Source organism: Candidatus Marsarchaeota archaeon, from assembly GCA_023485295.1.
Lineage (GTDB): Archaea > Micrarchaeota > Micrarchaeia > Micrarchaeales > Micrarchaeaceae > Micrarchaeum_A.
Genome location: JAMCZQ010000001.1, coordinates 23717 through 43055, shown reverse-complemented (window position 1 = coordinate 43055; position 19339 = coordinate 23717). Strand labels below are relative to the sequence as shown.

The window sequence follows — 19339 nt, the reverse complement described above, 5'->3', positions numbered from 1 at the left end:
TTGCCATATATGAAGTGATTTAATGGAAGGCAAAAAAACAGGCATGATGCAGCATAAAGCTGCCTATGTTGCGATAATCGTGGCAGTCGTGGCGGTATTGGCTATAGTGGCGTACGCTGCGGCTTCAAGCAGTAGCCCTGCAGTTGTCAAGAGCGGCGACATTGTCAGCGTCTACTATACTGGCAGCTTTACCAATGGCACCGTATTTAACTCGAATGTAGGAAAGGCTCCATTCAACTTTACGGTAGGCAGCAACGAGGTAATACCTGGATTCCAGAATGCAATCATAGGCATGCGCGTAGGAGAGAACAAAACAGTCACGCTGCCGCCTTCTGAGGCTTATGGCCCGGTTAACAACAGCCTTATAATAAGCGTGCCGTTGTCGGAATTCGGCAACAAGACCGTGCAAACCGGCATGGTGGTCACAACGCAGACTGGCGCGCAGGGCATAGTAACGAACGTGACTACGAGCAATGCCATTGTGGATTTCAACCCGCTGCTAGCAGGCAAAACCCTTGTGTTCCAGATAGAGGTAGTAAAAATAAAAAGCAGCTAATCCGCAGGGCGTTGCATCGCAATGCTTTTCCATTCCTGGGCCTGCCTAAGGATCTAGCATTGTAGCCTTGGCAGCGCAGCCAAAAAGGATAAATATCTGGAACCTCGCAATCCTATAATTCAATTTTAAGAGGCAGCTCTATGGCACCAAAAAGAAAAAAAGAAGATGACAAAAAAGCAAATGGCAAAAGCGAATACGGGGAAACGTTTGATGTAAGGGTCAAAGACAAATCAATACTTGAAAACAGGGAATTTGCAACGCTTGTTGCACAGACGTTAGAGGAAGCAAAAAAGTTCGCATTAAGCGAATATGAGAAAGGCATGAGGAACCCAAAAGATATTACCGAGTATTTTTTCAATACCGATCAGGCAAAAAAGTTTTTAGAAGAAACAAAACGTTTTTACGACGAAAAGTACAAAGGCGGCAATAATGCAGCGGAATCTTTAAATAAGGTTGAGGAACTGCTCACCGGCGTTATAGCTGAAATTAATTTTGTAGTCATGAATGAACGAGGAAACGATATCCTGAGAGACTCTGCAGCAATTGATAATTCTCTTGGGGTAAAATCGTACATTGATGGAAAAGAGCTAAAGCCGCCAGGCAAATACGGGAAAAAATACTCTGTTGGAATAACAAGCGATTACGATGCTTACAAAAAGCTGAAGCGCAAAGCGGAAAACGATGATGACAGCAACGAAGGTAAGTATTAAACCTGCAGATAAAACAAGGCTTTTTGTCCTATTTAATGAATCCTGCTTCCTGGGGCTGCATCCTTGTCGGGCACTATAAGCGCTATATTGAGCTCGTCCTCTGCTGCAAGAAGCATGCCATCCGAGACGATCCCTGCAATCTCCCTTGGCGCCAGATTTGCAACCACTATTATTTTTTTGCCCAAAAGTTCGTCCCTTCCGTAAAAGTCTGCTATTCCAGCCACTATGGTTCTTATTCCAAGCGGCCCAAGATCTACAGTTAGCTTGTACATTGCTTTCCTGGTGCCTGGGTGCTTTTCCACGCCTATTATCTTTGCAACCCTTAAATCAACCGCATTGAACTTGTCAAAGTTGATTCTTCCATGCTCTTCAACGCTCTCGGATGCATAAGGCGCGTTTTCAAGCGTTTCAATACTGCTTTCGCCCGTACCAGCGCTGTCCTTGCTTTCGGCCTCGCTTATATCATTCATTAAGCTGTCAATGTCCTTTGTTTTTTTATGCATCATATGTGCGCACCTGCCAAGTCAAACAAAATGACTCCATACTATTGATGTGGTTAATGCTAAATTACTTTTTCCTCATTGGCGTTCCCTTGCCAAATGCCTAAAACATTTAAACTTGGCATGGTAAAATAGTGTTAGCTAAGCAGGCAAGTGTGGTGCACTTGAATGAAGGGTAAAAAAGCGGTCATATTGTTGCTCAGGCCTGAAGCAGAGAGCCGCGGCGCCATCCATATGATAAGATCGTCAGGGCTTGGAGTCGTGGCAAAAGAGGCAATAAAAATAAAATGCAACAGCATCGACAAGGAAAAGCTATGCGCGATGGCTAGTGCAGCTGCATACGTAATATTTTCTTCCAGGAACGCTGTGCACTGCATGGAAACATCCATGCCTGCGCTTAAAAAATGCAGATCTAAGGTATTTGCAAGCGGCACAACCACCGCAGGGCTATTGAAGGGCTTAGGCGTGCGCGTTGCCTTTGCGCCGCGAACCGGCGGAATTTCGAAAATAATAGCCAGGCTTCTTGCCGAGAGATTAAAAGGCAAAATTGTTGTGGTATTCGGCAGCAATTTGAGCAAAAACGACTATGGTGCAATTCTTGCTCGCGGTGCAACAGTGGAGGAAGCCCATATATATGACACTTTGATCAACAAGGTTGAGCTTAGTCCCAAGGAGCTGTCAAGCATAACGCATGTTATGCTATTCAGCCCTTCAGAGGTGGAAGCGCTTAGGGCAAGCATTGACGCGCGGCAAATCGAGGCCCTGAAATCCAAAACGGCAATATGCATAGGCCGTGCAACGTATGACATGGCAAAAAGCCTTTTCAGGATCAGAAAGCTTACAGGCAGCAATACCGTAGAAGGAGCGCTAAAAATGGTAAATGGTGGGTAAATGGAAGCGAGGGACAGCATATTTATGCGTGCATGCTTCGGCAAGAGCGTTGAAAGGCATCCGGTATGGTTTATGCGCCAGGCAGGGCGCTATCTTCCAGGATACAACCAGATAAAAAATGGCATAAACGTGCTCGATATACAAGCAAATCCTGTCGCTGCATCTAGGATAACCATGCTGCCGATAGAAATGCTTGGAGTAGACGCCGCGATATTATACGCAGACATAATGATACCGCTTAAGGCATCCGGCTATGACGTTAGGATTGAGGAAAGCATAGGCCCGGTAATGGGCAGGCTTATCGAGAGCGCAGATGAACTCAAGGAATTGTCGCAGTTTAAATGCGAGTACAACGCACCGTATGTGCTCAAAAACATCGAGGCGGTAAAATCGGCGTTGCCGGCTTCAATACCATTGATAGGCTTCGCTGCAGGGCCTTTTACCCTGCTCAGCTACGTTTTTGAGGGCAGGCCTTCCAGGACCTTCGAACGCTGCATAGGGCTCATGCGGAACAGCCAGAGGGAATGGCACAAGGCTATGTCATTTGCTACGGAAATGACGTTGGGCTATTTGCATTCCCAGATACGTGCAGGCGCAGATGCGGTGCAGCTATTTGACAGCTGGGCAGGCCTGCTCCCGAAAGAATTATACGTAAAGCACGTAATGCCTTATGCCAAGCTTGTATTTGAAGGGCTGCCATCAAACGTTCCGAAAATATACTTTTCTTCGCGAACAGGAGGATTTTTGAAGGAATTCTCAGGCCTCGGATGCAACGCAATAAGCATAGGGTCTGACATCAGCATTGGCGAAGCTATCGAAGCAATAGGCGATAAAGTAGCAATACAGGGCAACCTGAGCCCAGAGCTTGCAGTGAAGGGCGGCGATGAAATGGTTCGCGCAACAAAAGATATCCTTGAAGCAGCAGGAGACAGATACGGATTCATCTTCAACCTTGGGCATGGTGTGCTTAAGGAAACGCCATACCAGAACCTTAAGCAGGTTGTTGAGATTGTCAAGTCAACGCAGATAAAAGCTAGAAGCGCCTGATCGCATCTGCATACACGCCATAAAGTGCATCTATTATCCCTTCCGAATCGTTTGGCATTCCTGAAATCTTGCACTTCATTCCAAGGCCTTCCGCAAGGGCCTTGTAGGCAATGCCAACATCATACATCGTTTCAAGGTTGTCCGCGACAAAGCCTATCGGTATTATTGCAATGCTTTTCACGCCGTTGCGCGCAAGGCCGCTTATCTGGGTGCCTGCATCAGGCCCTATCCAATTGCCAGGCATGTCCGCAGCGCTTTGGAAGCTCAATGCCCATCGGTTTCCGAAACTGCTTTGGACAGCATTGCATGTCTGAAGGATCTGCTTCCTGTACACTGACAGGTCATCGCGTTTTGTGGCAGGCATGCTGTGTGCGGTGAAGACCATTACGTCGCTCTTTCCAAGCTTCAATGCCGAAACGCAGTCGGTCCATGCCTTTATTAAGCCTGTTTGCAAGTTCCATGAGGCTACCTTGATTAGCGCCGGCTTGTAGCTCAAAGCCGCAAGCGCATTGTCCACATGCTCATAATAGCTTCCAGTGCCTATTGCAGAGTAGAACGGCGCTATGGGAATGCATATCAGCTTGTCCACGTCAAAGGACTTTGCTTCCAAAAGCGCATCGTACACGTAAGGCTTTGAATACTTCATGCCGTAGAAAACCTTGGTCTCAGAATCTGAACGTGCAATCTTTTTCTGAAGCTTTTCGGCCTGGCTTCTTGTAACTTCCAGCAGCGGCGATTTGCCTCCGATGGCCTTATACCTGTCAGTAAGGCGCTTAAGCTGCTCTTTAGTGGGGCTTTTGCCTTTCATTATGTTTGTATAATAGTCGCTTATGCCATTCAACCCTTGGGGCGTTCCATAAGCCATCAGCAATACTCCGTACATCACTTGCACCACAATGCGCTTAGATCATTGGCGCCAACCAATATTGGCGATTCGTTGCTTATCCACTTCCTGGCCCTTGCGCTTCTGAGCTCCTTAGTGACGCTGACCCAACTGGGAAGGTCCTTGAGCTCATAGATAACCACAAATTCATTGTCGCCTATTCCGAAAGATTCAGTTGTATAAGAGATAACACCGTTGTTATGGCTGCTGTTAACCGCAATTTTCACATGCTCAGCCACTATGGCTTTCCGCTCCGATTCGCCAAGCAGGTACCATTCCGGAAGCTTGCTCATCGGGTAGGCAACAAAGTAACGGTGCTGTTTTGTAGGCAGGCGCTCCTTTCCCTGCGCATATACTGAAAGGAATCCGTCAGCGTGTGTGCCATATTTCGAAAACAGCTTTTCAATCTGCGCCTTTGCATTGAGGATTGACTCCGCTTCAGGGGCCATAAGCCAAACTATCAGGTCTGAATCGTGCCTAAGCGAAGCGTAGATGCCTGCCTTTGCCGCATTGCTCTTCCGCTTCCATGATGAAAGCAGCAATGCAGCGTTTTCGAGCACTTCTTTTCTTTTGTTGGCATTCAGCGCCCACCATGTGCTATCCATCGAATAGGAGAGCACTTCCGAAATGAGATTTTCCATCGTGCATCGCGTATGTATATTAATTTATAAATTAATCCGAATAATTTATAAACCGGCTCATAAAAACATTTAAATAAATAATAAAAGGTATATTAAATAGGCGTAGTGAGCTAATGAAGGGATATAAAAATTACGAAAACGTAGAGGTAAAACTCACTGGACTGTCCCCGGTTGAGAAAGAAGAGGGTATTGCAACAATCATATACAAGTCAATAGCTGAAATCGCCGAATACAGAATTAAAAAGGAGCCGATTGCAGTAAAATCCAGCAGGATAGAAGAGTTGAAGGAAAGGACGTTGGACAAGATGCATACCCAGATAGCCATAATCAGTGAAGTATTTACGGCATACGTCAAAAGAAGGGGCAATGCGGACGAATATGCAACCTCTCTAGATAATGCGATAAAATTGTGGCAGAATGAAGAACTTAGCCTGAAAAGGGATTTCGAAACACATCTTACGCGCACACTTATAAGGGGCAATAACCTCAATGATCCGGCTTATAAGGATATTGTATCAAGCAAAGAGTTCAATGTTGTAATAGAAGAGATAAAGGCGGAGCTTAACGGCATGAAGAATTCAAAAGCTATGCTGCGCAAATAATGCAGCAAAAAGTGCATAACATGGCAAGCAGGACAAAGCAAAGAAAACCAGGCTTCAAAGACATCAAGCTTACAGACTTGAATGCAATAGAGAGAGCCAAAAAGTTGCTTGACGAAACGGTGACCGAGATCGTAGAAAGCCCGTCGATCAGCAAGGATGATATTGATGCTTACATTAAAAAGCTTGAGAAAGGCCTTCTTGACCTCAATATCAAGATAGAAAAGCCCAGTGTTATAATAAGAATGCTTAATGCAAAGATTTCAGAGAGCTCGGACAATACAATAATAAAGAGCGTTTTGATTGAGGTCAAGAAAGAGTACCTAAAAGCACTGACTTTAAAAAGCATAGACCAGATAGGCGGCTAAGCCTGCATGCTCAGCGCGTTATCTGGTAAGATTTAACCTTTTCGTACAGTTCTTTTGCAGCCTTGTTCTTTTCGAAATGCTCCCTTATCGGCTTGACAAGTACATTCAATGCCTCAGCCACGTACATTTTAAGGTCATATGGGTGCACTTTGCCCTCCCTGTAAAGCCTTTCTAGTTCTTCGTAATCCTTTGCCTCGATTGGCCCGCCATACTTCTCGGAGCGTTCAATCCTTATCGGGGCGCCTTTGTCATCCACTATCAGGTTTTCCAGATAATCAAACATGGGATTGCCCTCTATGACGCGCTCAGGGCAATATGCCGACATGACCTTTTCTTTTATTGTTTCCTCAGAATCATGTACCAGTATGCTGCTTTTCGGATCTGACTTTGACATCTTGTATGAAATGGCTTCGTCGTCGCTCATGGACATAAGGTTTTTGGGCGCACCCTTTAGGCCAAGTATATACTTGTGGTGCACTGCGACCGGCACTTTAAGGCCAAGTTTTTTTGTAACCTCCCTTGCAAGCATGTTTGCCTTTCGCTGGTCCATACCTAGCTGGCATATGTCAATGCCCATCCTTATTACGTCAGTCACCTGCATTACGGGGTAGAATAGCTGTGCGGCTTCCAGGGCTTCGCCTTCCTTCCTGCCCATTATGGTTGTCGCGCGCCTCACCCTGTCAAGGGATATCTGCTTTCCTGCGGTCATGAAGCACTCCCAGTACCCGAAATCGTTCATAAGATCCTTTGACCAAACTATGTTCACCTTGCTGCTATCTATCCCTGCGGCCTTCCATACTTCTATAAAGTATCTGCCCACATCGCGTATGTGGTCTATGTTTCCGCCCATCTTCTTGTTAACAAATGCAAAATAGTCCGCAATGTAAATGTTGAACTTCATGCCTATGTCAAGCATCTTTTTTATGTTCTTGGACCTGTAGATGCCGAATGGAAGATGCGCAAGGCCGGAAGGCTCGAAGCCGTCGTACACGAGCGGATGCGCGTTTGAGCCAAGCAGCTCTTCAAGCTCCTGCTCCGTCACTATTTCAGCTGCAAAGCTCTTCAATACTGCTATTTTTGATTCGACATCCATAAAATCACTTCAAATTTCTAATCTAATTATTTATTTATTTTGTGCAGGCACCATGGAGCGCATTGCATGGCTTATGCAGCGATGTATGACAGCAGGCCGATCAGCAATGACAATGCCCCGAAAAACATTACCACGCTTGCCTGAAAGCTCCTCAAATGCGTGAAATTTATCTTTTCAGAAACCTTTGCGCCAGTGGCGCCTCCTATCACTGCTCCCAGTATCAGCGGGACGGCAAGCCACAGTTCGGATAACTCTACCCCTGGCTTTATGAAATGGACCACAGCGCCTACAACCGATGTTGCTATCATTGCAGCGACGATGGTCGAGAAGGCAACTTTTGGCTGCACATGCTTTATTGCAGTCAGGAAGGTGCCCATGATTCCGCCTATTCCTATGCCGAAAAGGCCGGATATTATGCCTGCTATGAAAGAGATGGCGTATACGTCCTTGCCTACGTGCAATGAGGTTATGCTGCGCATTGAAGCCTTGCTCCTCGCATAGTCCGCAAAGCTCCTGCGTATGTAGCTTTTTGATCTGTTGCGCTTTACCTCAAGCCTTGTAGAAACCAACGAAAAAAGGCCCACCAAGAATATTATCGCACCGAATACCACATCGAAAGACTTTATAGGCACGAAATAGCTCGTTACGGAGCCGGCTATTGCTCCCAATGACGCCGCTATGGCCACTGCATAGAACAGGCTCCTGCTTATTGCTCCTTCCTTGCTGTTGAAGACCGATCCTGCAGCCGTGCTGGCTATTATTGTTACAAGGCTTAATCCGCCTGCGAATACGGGGCTCAGCTTGAAGGCGAATAGGAATATTACCATTAGGAAAACGCCACCGCCTATGCCTACGATGTTTCCTATTATGCTTATGCCCAGGGCAGCGATAAAGAATACTGCAAGCTCGTATAAGAGCATCATATTTTAATATTTGCAGATGGCAAGTATTAAAGACTATATAGCAGTTGGTGGATTATGCAGAAAAAGAGCGCAAGGGAACGCGAATTCGACTTCCTTAAGGATGAGATATCAGATTTCACGCTTTATAGCAGCATATACAGGAGCGAAAAAAACCCTGAAACAAAGAAGCTTGTAAGAAAGCTGAAGGATACGGAACTGAAGCACACAAAGATATGGGCCTCAATCCTTGGCGTCAGGGCAGGCAGCGTCAGTCTTGGCGCGCTGACAAGGCTGAAGATATGGCTGTACGTGCTTGGCAGGCGGCTTTTCGGGATAGCTTTCGTAACAAAGCTGCTGGAGAGGAACGAAAGGCTAGGGCTCCAGGAGTACAAAAACGCGATCAAAAGCGTCAAGTTTGAAGAATCCACGATGGAAAAGGTACGCGAAATAATACGCGACGAGGAGGAGCATGAAAGCATGCTGCTTGAGGAAACACAAAAGCACGAGGGAAGGCTCAACTATACGAGATCGATAATCTTTGGCATGAATGACGGCCTCGTAGAGATACTTGCAGTGATTGCTGGGCTTGCAATGATAGCTACGTCAAGCCTTATAGTTGCGCTTACAGGCATTATTGTTGGGGTCTCAGGCACCCTTTCCATGGCGGCCGGAGCATATATATCGTCAAAATCCGAGCGAGTCATGCAGGAATCGCTTGAAGAAACCAGCTCAGTGCCTACAAAGCCAACCAACGAAGCATATTATACGGGCATATTCTATTTTGCGGGTGCGCTGGTAGCAACATACCCGTTCATACTGGGCTTTTCAGGCTATGCTGGCATTGCAATCTCTGTAGTGTCTGTAGCCATAGTTTTATCCATAGCCTCGTCCATGATAGCGCTGATAAGCGATACAAGCATAAAGCGGCGCGTTGGAGAGATGCTCGTGCTATCCCTTGGCACTGCATTCGTTACTGCGCTTATAGGCTTCATAGTGAGGGTGGTGTTCGGAATAGCCATTTCAGCATAGGCGTACCCTGTAAAAAGGCTTAAATATATTATAGGCTTTTTGCTATTATGCTATGGTGTATATATGGCGTCAATAGAAAAACAGGCACAGCCGCGCACTGAAGTTGGGATACAGCCAAAGAATTATGAGAAAGCAATACAGATTGAATACAATATACTTGGCGTGTTTGGCTTTTTAAGAAGCGAAAAGAAGCTTTTTATGAAGCATACAGAGGAATACAAAGAGCTGAAAAAATGCTTCAGTGAAATGAATTCGGAAGAAGCCAGGAAGTACGCCGCAAACCACTCAAACTTGGCAGATACGGTGTCAAAGCTATACGGGATTGACATAATGCCAATACTTGAAAAAATGGATAAGAATATAGTCAGCATAAACATGAATTCCAGCATCGTTACCGGCGCAGTCTATAATGCCGCAGTGCTTAGCAATACATATATGGTAGAATATTTTGTAAAGAACGTAGAGTCAAACAACGAGAAAGCGAAGGAACTGGTCGACGCCATACTGTCAGGACCTGCAATGAAATCCTTAGGATGACCGCACTCTTCAATATGCAATACTGCAGAAAGCACAGCACAGGCAGCCCTTAATAGGGCTCAGCTGCTGCGGCTTTGGCGCCTGCGCGATGAAGCTTCATTTTCGTCCTTGCTTATTGTGTCCTTCTCCTTGTTGATTTCGCTTTGCTCCTTGCTTATTTCCTTCTTTTCGACCTGTATCTCTTCCTCTTCTATGTAAACGAAGTACATTGACACGGAAATTGCGGCAATGGCCACCAGCGAAGAAATCAAAGCAAGGTCGTTGCTGCCGTATATAATAGAGAATATTGCTATTATTACGCCCAGCATGCCAAGCACGGATATCAGGTATTCTTGGGACTTTTTCATTTCGTTCACCCTATCTTCTGCTAAAACGCCTTATGCTGCCTATTGAGGCAGTAGAGGCAGAAGTTATCGCGACAGTAACATCGGCAGCATCCCTTGTCTTCCTTTCCTGCGCCGCCTTGTTCGGCAGCGGCTGTATGGTTGTAGTAGCGGGCTTCACTGTTGTTGTTGATGTAGTCGTTGAAGTGGTTGTTGAAGTTGTGGTTGCCACCGAGGTAGAAGCTTGCTGGTGATATGCTATTGACGACGTAGTGGTAGTGGACGAGGTAGTCGAAGAGGTGGTAGTGCCGGACGGTATTTTGAATATTATCGAAGCGTTAACGCCTACAGGAGCAAGAAAGCTCGCATAGCATAGCAAACCGTGAGTGCCAAGGCGCAGCGATATGTAGCTTGCAGTGCCGTTGCGCACGGTCATAGCGCCAAGAGGGCCATTTGGGGCATTGCATGCATATGTAGCGTTCACAAGGGCATATGACAGCATGTTTTTGCTGCCTGTTACGGCATTGACACCTATAGCATAGAACTCGCCATAGCCTGAAGGCATCGCCGAATCAATCAAAGTGGAATTCGGATCGTATATGCTTATGTTTATGCCGCTGACAACGCTTCGGTTTATTATGTTGCCAGAATAGAAGTTGTCCAAAACAGTCCTGTTCACGCTCTGATTTATCGAATTGGCGCTGTAAAGCTTTGAGCTGTTGTAATAGCATGAATACGGCACAAGGCTTACCGACAGGTTGCCTGTCACGTATACTGGTTTTATGTCGGAGCAGTTGACCGATGCGTTGCCTATGTGTGTATACCCTATTTGCGCCGTGCTGTTTATCTTGACCAGCTTCGTAGTGACGGTCTCGTTCGAGACTACATTGCCGTTCAAGTATATGAGCGTAGTTATGCTGTACGCGTGCTCCGGCGTTACTGCCAGTATTGAAAGGTTTTGGTCCAGCTCGTTTCTCGGAGTGCCGAGAAGCCCATAAAGGTTGAGTATAGTATTGTGCCTAATGCTCATATTGTATCCAAAGCATAAGTAGTCCATGGAGCTGCCATTGAGGTATGGCACAGAGCATGAAAGCGGCTTGCCGTTTACGGTCTCATTGAAGTAGAAAAAGTACTGGTTGGTGGTATTTATGCGCGAAAGCACGGTTATGTTTGCCGTAGTGAGCCCATATCCCGAGAAGTTTGTCGTTATGTCTGGATAGTAGCTGCCCGCTATTATGGTGCTGGGCACATAAGCTGCGTAGCTTGTAGCTGCGCCAATGGCTAGTGCGAATAAGACAAAAGCTGCGCAAACCATGCACTTTATCCAATCACCGGGCCAATGGGTAAATAAAATGGCAAAAAGCCAAAAATGAAAAAATCACGTGTTGCTGAGAGCCATGCTGCTTACCACTGCCTTCGTTGTTATGGTTGCTATGCCATTGTACGTTGCAGGCATTATGACCCCAAGCACGTACGTAGGCTGGTTCCCTGGCATGTAATAGCTGAATGCGTTTGATGGGAACACTAACTGGCCGGTTACGGAATTCTGCGTGACTGGCGGCTGGCCTGGAACCAGAGGATTGCCAAGCAGGTAGTAGTATGCCACGCTGTTCGAAGGCATGTACGCCGTCTGGTTACCTATCCAGTTGCAAACCGATGTTATTGAATTTGAATTAGTACCGAAAATGCTTTGGCCTGACGGGCCGCTAGCCGGCACATTGTATGTGTAAAAATTGCTTGGTATCCTCTTGGCATACAGGGCATTCAGTATGTTGTAGTAGTTGCCTATGCTCTCGTTAGAAGAAACTATGTTGTTGGCCGAGCTGCTGGCGGTGCCCGGGCATGACGCTGAGCCTGCCAGTATGGAGTTTGGCGTTGCAGGAACACTTGGGCCTACGAGCACGTTTGCAGCGCTGCCAAGGTAATAGACGCTCACAGGAAGCTCATAACCGGAACTCTGCGATTCGTTTACAATATTCACGATTGTGGTATTTACAGGCCTGTTTGCCCTGTTAGATACATTGACATAAAATATGAACGATGAGCCTGCAGGGATTGTAAAGCTGCTGCTTCCAGATGCAGACGCATTCACTGCGTCAGATATGCCGTTTATCGCAAAAGTGTTCACGACTATCGGAGATATGACATTTGACGTCTGCGTAACATGGGCCACTGTGGCATAATAGGTAACTACGCTCGCTGCTCCGGTTATGCTTATTGCCGCTATTGCTATCAGCATCCATGCTGGAAACGATAACTTTCCGATCCTGAATATCTCACGCTTTAGAAATTCTCTTTTTGCTTTTTGCTTCATATATCTTCACCCGACACAGCACAAATAGCATGACTAGATGGGCTGCGTAATTAAATGACACATATAATATATAAATTTAACTGGCTCTAGTAGCTTTCAATTGGTATATCTAAGGATCGTGTACTGCTGCAAAGCCTAGGCCGCGCTTCGCGCATTCAATTTGTACAATAGTTTAATATTAAACGGGTTTACAAAAGGGTTAAATAACTTTATTAGAAAATCCATATTGCTTTCTACAGGGCGTATTATGAGCGAAAATACTTTTAAAACAACCGATGACATAAAGATACCTGACAAGCTTATAGACCAGGTAATCGGCCAAAAAAACGCAGTTGACATAATCAAAAAGGCTGCGAAGCAGGGCAGGAATGTGCTGCTGATAGGCGACCCAGGCACAGGCAAGACAATGCTTGCGCAGGCTATGGCCGAGCTGCTGCCTATAGCAGAGCTTGAAGACATTCTCGTGTACAGGAACCCAAACGATGAGAATACACCGCTGATAAAGACAGTAAAAACTTATAAGACCGAAGAGGAGCGCCAAAAGCATGGAGATGGGCAGGGAAGGCAAATAGTTATGAAGGAGCGGATGAGCAACCGCATGAGCCTAAGCAAAAGCAACTCGATAGTGATGCCTATAGTTTTCATCCTCGTAATAGCGCTCTTCGCGCTTTCGTTGAGCGGCTACATAAAGGGCTATGAGATAATAGTGCTCGCTGCACTCATCCTGGGCATAATGATATTTGGCTCAATAGTGCTTTTTATGACAGGGCTGACAAGGCGCGTAGGAGTGCCTGGAATGGGAGACGGCAATGAGCCAAAGCTTATAGTGGACAACAGCGGCCGCACTAATGCGCCGTTTATAGATGCAACAGGGTCGAAGGCAGGTGCATTATTCGGAGATGTCAGGCACGATCCGCTGCAGACTGGAGGCCTGGGCACACCTGCACACTTGCGCGTAGAAAGCGGAGGCATACACAGGGCAAACAAAGGAGTATTGTTCATCGATGAGATATCAAGCCTAGACCCGAAATCGCAGCAGGAACTGTTGACTGCAATGCAGGAAAAGAAGTATCCTATAACTGGCCAGAGTGAAATGAGTTCTGGAGCGCTGGTGAAAACAGAGCCAGTGCCGTGCGATTTCATACTTGTAGCAGCTGGCAACATACAGGACATACAGCACATGCATCCGGCGCTTCGCTCCAGGATAAGAGGTTACGGCTATGAGGTGTTTATGGATTCCTCAATGCCGGACACGCCTCAAAACAGGAAGCTGCTGACGCAGTTTGTGGCACAGGAGGTAAAGAAGGACAACAAGATACCGCCGTTCGAAAAAAACGCAGTCGAAGCAATAATAGAGGAGGCCAGGCGACGTGCAGGAAGGAAAAACAGGCTAAGCCTGATACTTAGGGATCTTGGCGGGCTCGTAAGGGCTGCCGGGGACCTTGCGGTAGAACGAGGCAAAAAAACAGTCAGTGCAGCTGAAGTGCAGGATGCTAAAAGGCTGGCAATGCCTGTTGAAGCGCAGATCATAACGCAGGAGATAGACTACAGGAAGGATTACAAGGTATTCAGCAGCAAGGGCTATGCAATAGGACGTGTAAACGGCCTTGCGGTTGTAGGCTCGTCCGTAATGACCGCAGGCATAATAATACCGATTGTTGCAGAGGTAACGCCTGCAAGCTCCAGGAGCGAGGGCAGGTTCATACCTACCGGCAAGCTTGGAAAGATAGCAAGCGAAGCCGTAAAGAACGTAAGCGCGATAATAAAGAAGCACATGGGCAGGGACGTGGCAAACTACGATATGCACGTCCAGTTCCTGCAGACATACGAAGGCGTTGAGGGCGACAGCGCAAGCATATCCGTAGCAGTAAGCATAATATCTGCGATGGAAAGCCTGCCTGTGGACCAGTCGCTGGCAATGACGGGATCGCTTTCGGTGCGTGGCGCTGTGCTTCCAGTAGGTGGCGTGACAAGCAAGGTTGAGGCTGCGATAGGCGCTGGAATGCATACAGTCATAATACCCTATGCAAACAAGGACGATGTATATTTAGGCAAAGACATCAGGAAGCGCATACGCATAGTTGCTGTGAAGAGCTTTGCCGAAGTGCTAAACTACGCGATAAAGAAGAGCAAGAGGCGCGATGACATAATAAGGGAGCTTAAACGATACGAGGGCACTTGACATGGCAAAGGAAAAGGCGGCAAGTCACGGCGTAAGCAACGATGCCGGGAACGCTGCAGAAAACATAGAAGGTTTTGGTAAAAGCATACTGGAAGACATTAAGAAGAAGAAAAACCCGTCTTTCAAAGTCATCACCAGGACCAGGTCAAACATAGTGTACGATGAAAAGAACGGGTTCCTGAAGCTTGGCAGCGCAGAGGAGGAGCATAGCTTCATAAACATGGCCCAGGCGAAGCGCTTCATGCAGACCGTAGCCATAGCTTCAAAATGCCACGATTTCGTAAAGCAGAACCTGCACACGACCATAAGGGGCCTCTTTTACCAGCTTAAATACTCGCTTGGCGAGGACATTGACGAGAACATATTCAATGAGCAGAGCGAATCAAACCCGCTTATAGAGGACCTTGAAGTGGCGCTGAACATGAAGAGGGAGAACCTGCACCTGAATGCAAACAGGAAAGGCGTGCTTACTGGCAACATGCGCATATTGGACAGCTTCGGCAATGAGCGCATAGAGATAGATACCAGCAAGATGGGAAGAAGCGGATGGGCAATACCAAGCGATGTGGACAACGACATAGAGTTCGTAGATGTCAAGGCGAAATACGTGCTTGTTGTTGAGAAGGACGCCCTGTGGCAGCGCCTCAATGAGGACGGTTTTTGGAAGAAGGAAAATGCGATACTTATAAGCCCGCAGGGACAGGCCGCGCGCGGAACGCGCAGGCTCATCAGGAAGCTTGCGGACATGGATCTGCCGATATATGTTTTCAACGACGGCGATGCCTGGGGCTGGTACATATACTGGACCATAAAGACTGGAAGCATGAACCTGGCATACATAGGCAGGGACATTGCAACTCCCGAAGCCAGGTTTATCGGAGTCACAATGGCGGATTTGGACAGGTACGAATTCCTGAAGAACATGACCATGCGCGCAACTGATATAGACCTCAAAAGGGCCCAGGAAATGCTGAATTACCCATGGATAAACATGCACAAAGAATGGGTTAACGAATTAAAGGAGGTGCTGCGTACAAAGAAAAAACTGGAGCAGGACACGCTTCAGGGGCCCAGGCTTACTTTTGTTGACGATTATATCAAGGAGAAGATAAAGAACAAGGAGTTTCTGCCGTGATATCAAGTTGAATTCCAGGCTTCGGTAAGCGCGTCCTTCATTTACTTCGATGTGAAGCTGTTCGTTTCACGCATGCAGAAATGATAAAAAGGCTGCACGAGGTATATTTAAGCGTTTTGATGCAGCGCCAAAGCCGTCGTTCGGCATAAGGTATGCGATTCAGACTACGTTTATGGTCGCCTTCTTTTTTACTGCGTTGAGAACATGGCCGTAGTCCCTGTAATGGGATATTGTAGTTATTGCTATCGTATATTCGCCAGGGTCAGCATTCAGCGAATTGTATATGTCAACGCGCGCTTCGCGCTCCTCTCCTGGATTTATGTCGCCAACCCTCAGCTCTTTTTGCTTGGCCATGCCCATCTCGTCAAATCCAAGCATGTCTGGCAGCTCCAGCACTATGGAGGTCATAAGCACCTCCTTTGTAAGGTTCTTGACCTTGAGAAACAGAGACGCTTGGCTTTTCCTGCTTGAATAAAGCTTGTACGGAACAAGCTCAGTGGTTATCTTGTAAGGCACACGCTTCACAAGGTCCTCGGATGCATCTTTCTTGCCAAATATGTTGAACAACGCCATCGTATCGCCTTTAATCAGCAATTATATTTGCAATTACGCTTTTATATGTTTTTATACAATTATAAATAAGTGTAGTGCATGCCGATAAAGTATAATCGTACGAACTATGATATGCTGGTCGGTGAAATACACAAGCTCGTGCTCAAATGCAACGCCCACCAAGCTTATTCCGCATTGCAGCAGAAGCATAACGGCGTGGAGCTTGAGAAGAACGAACAGTCACTAAAGGCGCTTGCTGTCATAATAGCCTCATTTTCGTCAAGCCATTCCTGGCAGACGCATAAATGCCTTGAAAGCCGCAATGGCAGGTTCGACACTGCAGAAATAAAAAACGAGTATTTGGAAGCTGAAAACAGCCGTTGGAAAAACGTATCAATTTATGATCTTGAAGAGCTTGCCAGCATACCAGTCCCAACTTCTATATTTTACAGGTGGCTCTTCCTCAACGTTGATAAGAGCAAGCAGCAGCTCTATAAGAATGCCTGGAAGGAACTGCAAAAAGTTTTTGAAGGAGCATGCGATGAGCTTGAACAAAGCAGTAACTGAATCGCAAAGGCTGTTTTAGAGTAATATTTTTGAATAGCGGAAGTAAAGCAAATTGGAGCTTCCACGACAGTTTTGAAAAGCTTTAAATTAATAGCGGAAGTGAACATTGTATATTAAGTAAATGCGCTTTATGTATTGATTTTTAAATCTTATTTTAAAATATTCAACTGCAACAAATTAGGGGTGTGTGAATGGTGACCAGCGTAATAAAAAGGAATAACGAGAAAGTGGATTTTGACGAGGAAAAGATAACGAGCGCAATATACAGGGCCTTTTGTGACACTTATGTAAGGCGTGATGAAAGCAAAAATATGGACGAGGCAAAGGCGATAAGCAAGGAGGTTACCGATATGGTAGGTAGCCTAGGTAAGGAAAACGTGCATGTGGAGGAGATACAGGACATTGTTGAAAAGGTGCTTATGGAAAAAGACCCATCCGTAGCAAAATCCTACATTTTGTACAGGCACAAGAGGGCAGAAGTCAGGGCATACAAGGCATCCCTGGGCATAGACAATGATGACCTGAAGCTGCCCATAAATACTTTGATAGTGCTTGCTGCCAGATACCTGCTCAAGGACGCCAACGGCAAGCTTGCAGAAACGCCGAAGCAGATGTTCAGGCGCGTCGCAAGAGCGATAGCAAATTCCGAAAGGAACTACGGCAAGGATGACAATGCTGTGGCAGAAATAGAGGAAAGCTTCTACAATGCCATGGTAAATTTCAAGTTCATGCCAAATTCCCCGACGCTTATGAATGCAGGCACGAAGCTTGGCCAGCTGAGCGCTTGCTTCGTCCTGCCTGTGGGCGATTCGCTGCCTGAGATATTTGAATCCGTCAAAAACGCTGCGCTAGTGCACCAGTCCGGCGGTGGTACTGGCTTCTCCTTTTCCAGGCTGAGGCCTGCAAACGACCTTGTAAGAAGCACAGGCGGCGTAGCATCAGGGCCGATATCGTTCATGAAGGTTTTCGATGCCGCAACCGAGCAGATAAAGCAGGGCGGCAAGCGCAGGGGCGCAAACATGGGCATACTGCGAGTTGACCACCCTGATATACTGGATTTCATAGTTGCAAAGGAGAATGAAGGCACTTTGAGGAATTTCAACATATCTGTGGCAATAACAGAGAAGTTCATGGACGCTCTGCATCACAATAAGGAATACGAGCTTGTAAACCCGCGCAACAGCAAGGTGGTTGGCAGGCTAAACGCAAGGGCAGTATGGAATCTTATCGTCACAATGGCATGGAAGACTGGCGACCCTGGCCTTGTTTTCATAGACAGGATGAACAGCAGCTACGCGAATCCAGTGCCGTCAAGGGGCCCCATAGAATCAACTAACCCATGCGGCGAACAGCCATTGTATCCGTACGATTCGTGCAACCTGGGCTCCATAAACCTGGCCCGCATGCTCAAGCCAGTGGATGGCCACTTCGAGGTCGACTGGGAAGAGCTAAAGAGAACCGTCAGGCTCGGGATCAGGTTCCTTGACGATGTGATAGATGCCAATTCCTATCCGCTTAAGGAAATAGATGAAGTTTCAAAAGCGATACGCCGTGTGGGCCTGGGTGTCATGGGATGGGCCGACATGCTAATAAGGCTAGGCATAAAGTACAACAGCAACGAAGCATTGCTGCTTGCGGAGCGCGTGATGTCCTTCATAACCCAGAATGCCAGGGAGATGAGCCAAGAGCTTGCGGTTGAAAGAGGGCCCTTCCCTGAATTCAAGAACAGCATATGGTACAAGCTTGGATTCAAGCCGCTCAGGAACTCCACAGTCACCACAATAGCGCCTACAGGCACGATAAGCATAATATCAGGGGGCGCATCTCAGGGCATAGAGCCTATATTCTCGGTAGTGTACATGAGGAACGTCCATGAAAGCCTTGGCTCAAACCTCATAGAGGTGAACAACGAGTTCGAGCAGTATGCGATACAGAACAACTTCTATTCTGAAGAGCTCATGAAGAAGCTTGCAGGCATGGTCTCTATACAGAACGTAGAAGAGGTGCCAAAGGAGGTAAGGCAGCTTTTCGTCACTGCATATGACATAGAGCCCGAATGGCATGTGAAGATGCAGGCCGCTTTCCAGAAATACACAGACAATGCAGTTTCAAAGACCATAAACTTCCCAAGCTGGGCCACGCCGCAGGACATAGAAAGGGCATATGTTCTGGCGTACGACCTTGGCTGCAAGGGCATAACAGTATACAGGGACAGCAGCAAGAGCGTGCAGGTGCTGCAGGCAGTCGACAAGGCGCAGAACCAAAAGACGATAATGCAGATGAAGGAGGAGCACATGGCTGCAAAGTCTGAGCAGAAGGCCGTAGACATGGAATACATACACAACGGTGCAAGCAGCTATGTTATCTCAGCCAAGGAGGAGGTCAAATGCCCGGAATGCGGCAACGCCATGGTGGCTAGCGAAGGCTGCTACACATGCCCTAAATGCGGCTACAGCAAGTGCGATTGAGCGCTTGCCCTTCTTCTTTTTTTATTTTTTGGTGCGCTTAGG

Annotated in this window: 21 protein-coding genes; 12 read left to right on the top strand and 9 right to left on the bottom strand. The window is 46.9% G+C overall.

Annotated elements, in window-relative coordinates; translation table 11 throughout:
* Window positions 1-22: 22 nt before the first annotated feature.
* Both M1125_00185 and M1125_00180 read left to right on the top strand, forming a co-directional pair.
* Entirely contained in the window at window positions 23-556 is a 534-nt protein-coding gene (locus M1125_00185) for a peptidylprolyl isomerase (GenBank protein ID MCL5404247.1), read from the top strand.
* Window positions 557-696: 140 nt separating this feature from the next.
* On the top strand, window positions 697-1266 hold the full coding sequence (locus M1125_00180) for a hypothetical protein (GenBank protein ID MCL5404246.1): 570 nt from the start codon (window positions 697-699) through the stop codon (window positions 1264-1266).
* Window positions 1267-1298: 32 nt separating this feature from the next.
* On the opposite strand, the gene M1125_00175 is transcribed toward M1125_00180, so the two are convergent.
* Window positions 1299-1772, bottom strand: a complete 474-nt coding sequence (locus M1125_00175; GenBank protein MCL5404245.1) for a methionine--tRNA ligase subunit beta — start codon at window positions 1770-1772, stop codon at window positions 1299-1301.
* A gap of 162 nt (window positions 1773-1934) precedes the next feature.
* On the opposite strand from M1125_00175, the gene M1125_00170 reads away from it, so the two are divergent.
* Together M1125_00170 and hemE are read left to right on the top strand one after the other, a co-directional pair.
* The gene (locus M1125_00170; GenBank protein ID MCL5404244.1) at window positions 1935-2657 is read left to right on the top strand and encodes a uroporphyrinogen-III synthase; all 723 of its coding nucleotides are present in this window, start codon (window positions 1935-1937) and stop codon (window positions 2655-2657) included.
* Window positions 2658-3704: a uroporphyrinogen decarboxylase gene (gene hemE / locus M1125_00165; GenBank protein MCL5404243.1), complete on the top strand. Its 1047-nt coding sequence runs from the start codon at window positions 2658-2660 to the stop codon at window positions 3702-3704.
* Here hemE and hemH read toward each other — a convergent pair.
* Together hemH and M1125_00155 are read right to left on the bottom strand one after the other, a co-directional pair.
* Window positions 3691-4587: a ferrochelatase gene (gene hemH / locus M1125_00160; protein ID MCL5404242.1), complete on the bottom strand. Its 897-nt coding sequence runs from the start codon at window positions 4585-4587 to the stop codon at window positions 3691-3693. The two genes, hemE and hemH, sit on opposite strands and share 14 nt — an antisense overlap.
* On the bottom strand, window positions 4587-5228 hold the full coding sequence (locus M1125_00155; protein ID MCL5404241.1) for a chlorite dismutase family protein: 642 nt from the start codon (window positions 5226-5228) through the stop codon (window positions 4587-4589). Before M1125_00155 ends, hemH begins: the two co-directional genes overlap by 1 nt.
* Before the next feature lie 113 nt (window positions 5229-5341).
* On the opposite strand from M1125_00155, the gene M1125_00150 reads away from it, so the two are divergent.
* Both M1125_00150 and M1125_00145 read left to right on the top strand, forming a co-directional pair.
* Complete coding sequence (locus tag M1125_00150) at window positions 5342-5830, top strand: hypothetical protein (protein MCL5404240.1); 489 nt, start codon at window positions 5342-5344, stop codon at window positions 5828-5830.
* 20 nt (window positions 5831-5850) lie between these two features.
* Window positions 5851-6195: a hypothetical protein gene (locus tag M1125_00145; protein MCL5404239.1), complete on the top strand. Its 345-nt coding sequence runs from the start codon at window positions 5851-5853 to the stop codon at window positions 6193-6195.
* 10 nt (window positions 6196-6205) lie between these two features.
* Here the strand turns inward: M1125_00145 and M1125_00140 are convergent, their stop codons facing one another.
* Both M1125_00140 and M1125_00135 read right to left on the bottom strand, forming a co-directional pair.
* Window positions 6206-7288 carry a tyrosine--tRNA ligase gene (locus M1125_00140; GenBank protein MCL5404238.1) on the bottom strand — a complete coding sequence of 361 codons (1083 nt, stop codon included), beginning with the start codon at window positions 7286-7288 and terminating at the stop codon, window positions 6206-6208.
* 71 nt (window positions 7289-7359) lie between these two features.
* Window positions 7360-8211, bottom strand: a complete 852-nt coding sequence (locus M1125_00135; protein ID MCL5404237.1) for a TSUP family transporter — start codon at window positions 8209-8211, stop codon at window positions 7360-7362.
* Between the two features lie 54 nt (window positions 8212-8265).
* Between M1125_00135 and M1125_00130 the strand changes: the two genes are divergently transcribed.
* Window positions 8266-9219: a VIT1/CCC1 family protein gene (locus M1125_00130; GenBank protein ID MCL5404236.1), complete on the top strand. Its 954-nt coding sequence runs from the start codon at window positions 8266-8268 to the stop codon at window positions 9217-9219.
* A 63-nt stretch (window positions 9220-9282) separates the two neighbouring features.
* Entirely contained in the window at window positions 9283-9756 is a 474-nt protein-coding gene (locus M1125_00125) for a hypothetical protein (protein ID MCL5404235.1), read from the top strand.
* 59 nt (window positions 9757-9815) lie between these two features.
* Here M1125_00125 and M1125_00120 read toward each other — a convergent pair whose 3' ends face one another.
* The 3 genes from M1125_00120 to M1125_00110 form a co-directional block, all read right to left on the bottom strand.
* Entirely contained in the window at window positions 9816-10103 is a 288-nt protein-coding gene (locus tag M1125_00120) for a hypothetical protein (protein ID MCL5404234.1), read from the bottom strand.
* A 10-nt stretch (window positions 10104-10113) separates the two neighbouring features.
* On the bottom strand, window positions 10114-11394 hold the full coding sequence (locus M1125_00115; GenBank protein MCL5404233.1) for a hypothetical protein: 1281 nt from the start codon (window positions 11392-11394) through the stop codon (window positions 10114-10116).
* Between the two features lie 63 nt (window positions 11395-11457).
* Window positions 11458-12393, bottom strand: a complete 936-nt coding sequence (locus M1125_00110) for a hypothetical protein (protein MCL5404232.1) — start codon at window positions 12391-12393, stop codon at window positions 11458-11460.
* Window positions 12394-12640: 247 nt separating this feature from the next.
* On the opposite strand from M1125_00110, the gene lonB reads away from it, so the two are divergent.
* Together lonB and M1125_00100 are read left to right on the top strand one after the other, a co-directional pair.
* Window positions 12641-14575, top strand: coding sequence for an ATP-dependent protease LonB (lonB, locus tag M1125_00105; GenBank protein MCL5404231.1), 1935 nt, complete (start codon window positions 12641-12643; stop codon window positions 14573-14575).
* Window position 14576: 1 nt separating this feature from the next.
* Window positions 14577-15710, top strand: coding sequence for a DNA topoisomerase IV subunit A (locus M1125_00100; protein ID MCL5404230.1), 1134 nt, complete (start codon window positions 14577-14579; stop codon window positions 15708-15710).
* Window positions 15711-15869: 159 nt separating this feature from the next.
* Here the strand turns inward: M1125_00100 and M1125_00095 are convergent, their stop codons facing one another.
* Window positions 15870-16283 carry a hypothetical protein gene (locus M1125_00095; protein MCL5404229.1) on the bottom strand — a complete coding sequence of 138 codons (414 nt, stop codon included), beginning with the start codon at window positions 16281-16283 and terminating at the stop codon, window positions 15870-15872.
* 78 nt (window positions 16284-16361) lie between these two features.
* Between M1125_00095 and M1125_00090 the strand changes: the two genes are divergently transcribed.
* On the top strand, window positions 16362-16829 hold the full coding sequence (locus M1125_00090) for a hypothetical protein (protein ID MCL5404228.1): 468 nt from the start codon (window positions 16362-16364) through the stop codon (window positions 16827-16829).
* Window positions 16830-17020: 191 nt separating this feature from the next.
* On the top strand, window positions 17021-19297 hold the full coding sequence (locus tag M1125_00085; protein ID MCL5404227.1) for a vitamin B12-dependent ribonucleotide reductase: 2277 nt from the start codon (window positions 17021-17023) through the stop codon (window positions 19295-19297).
* Window positions 19298-19339: the final 42 nt, after the last annotated feature.

Bases quoted from the DNA above. Each gene is read 5' to 3' on its own strand.
- M1125_00100 (MCL5404230.1), top strand. From the start codon at position 14,577: ATGGCAAAGGAAAAGGCGGCAAGTCACGGCGTAAGCAACGATGCCGGG.
- M1125_00120 (MCL5404234.1), bottom strand. From the start codon at position 10,103: ATGAAAAAGTCCCAAGAATACCTGATATCCGTGCTTGGCATGCTGGGC.
- M1125_00125 (MCL5404235.1), top strand. From the start codon at position 9,283: ATGGCGTCAATAGAAAAACAGGCACAGCCGCGCACTGAAGTTGGGATA.
- M1125_00180 (MCL5404246.1), top strand. From the start codon at position 697: ATGGCACCAAAAAGAAAAAAAGAAGATGACAAAAAAGCAAATGGCAAA.
- M1125_00135 (MCL5404237.1), bottom strand. From the start codon at position 8,211: ATGATGCTCTTATACGAGCTTGCAGTATTCTTTATCGCTGCCCTGGGC.
- M1125_00170 (MCL5404244.1), top strand. From the start codon at position 1,935: ATGAAGGGTAAAAAAGCGGTCATATTGTTGCTCAGGCCTGAAGCAGAG.
- M1125_00095 (MCL5404229.1), bottom strand. From the start codon at position 16,283: ATGGCGTTGTTCAACATATTTGGCAAGAAAGATGCATCCGAGGACCTT.
- M1125_00115 (MCL5404233.1), bottom strand. From the start codon at position 11,394: ATGGTTTGCGCAGCTTTTGTCTTATTCGCACTAGCCATTGGCGCAGCT.
- M1125_00085 (MCL5404227.1), top strand. From the start codon at position 17,021: ATGGTGACCAGCGTAATAAAAAGGAATAACGAGAAAGTGGATTTTGAC.
- M1125_00130 (MCL5404236.1), top strand. From the start codon at position 8,266: ATGCAGAAAAAGAGCGCAAGGGAACGCGAATTCGACTTCCTTAAGGAT.
- M1125_00145 (MCL5404239.1), top strand. From the start codon at position 5,851: ATGGCAAGCAGGACAAAGCAAAGAAAACCAGGCTTCAAAGACATCAAG.
- M1125_00090 (MCL5404228.1), top strand. From the start codon at position 16,362: ATGCCGATAAAGTATAATCGTACGAACTATGATATGCTGGTCGGTGAA.
- hemH (MCL5404242.1), bottom strand. From the start codon at position 4,587: ATGTACGGAGTATTGCTGATGGCTTATGGAACGCCCCAAGGGTTGAAT.
- M1125_00175 (MCL5404245.1), bottom strand. From the start codon at position 1,772: ATGATGCATAAAAAAACAAAGGACATTGACAGCTTAATGAATGATATA.
- M1125_00110 (MCL5404232.1), bottom strand. From the start codon at position 12,393: ATGAAGCAAAAAGCAAAAAGAGAATTTCTAAAGCGTGAGATATTCAGG.
- hemE (MCL5404243.1), top strand. From the start codon at position 2,658: ATGGAAGCGAGGGACAGCATATTTATGCGTGCATGCTTCGGCAAGAGC.
- lonB (MCL5404231.1), top strand. From the start codon at position 12,641: ATGAGCGAAAATACTTTTAAAACAACCGATGACATAAAGATACCTGAC.
- M1125_00150 (MCL5404240.1), top strand. From the start codon at position 5,342: ATGAAGGGATATAAAAATTACGAAAACGTAGAGGTAAAACTCACTGGA.
- M1125_00140 (MCL5404238.1), bottom strand. From the start codon at position 7,288: ATGGATGTCGAATCAAAAATAGCAGTATTGAAGAGCTTTGCAGCTGAA.
- M1125_00155 (MCL5404241.1), bottom strand. From the start codon at position 5,228: ATGGAAAATCTCATTTCGGAAGTGCTCTCCTATTCGATGGATAGCACA.
- M1125_00185 (MCL5404247.1), top strand. From the start codon at position 23: ATGGAAGGCAAAAAAACAGGCATGATGCAGCATAAAGCTGCCTATGTT.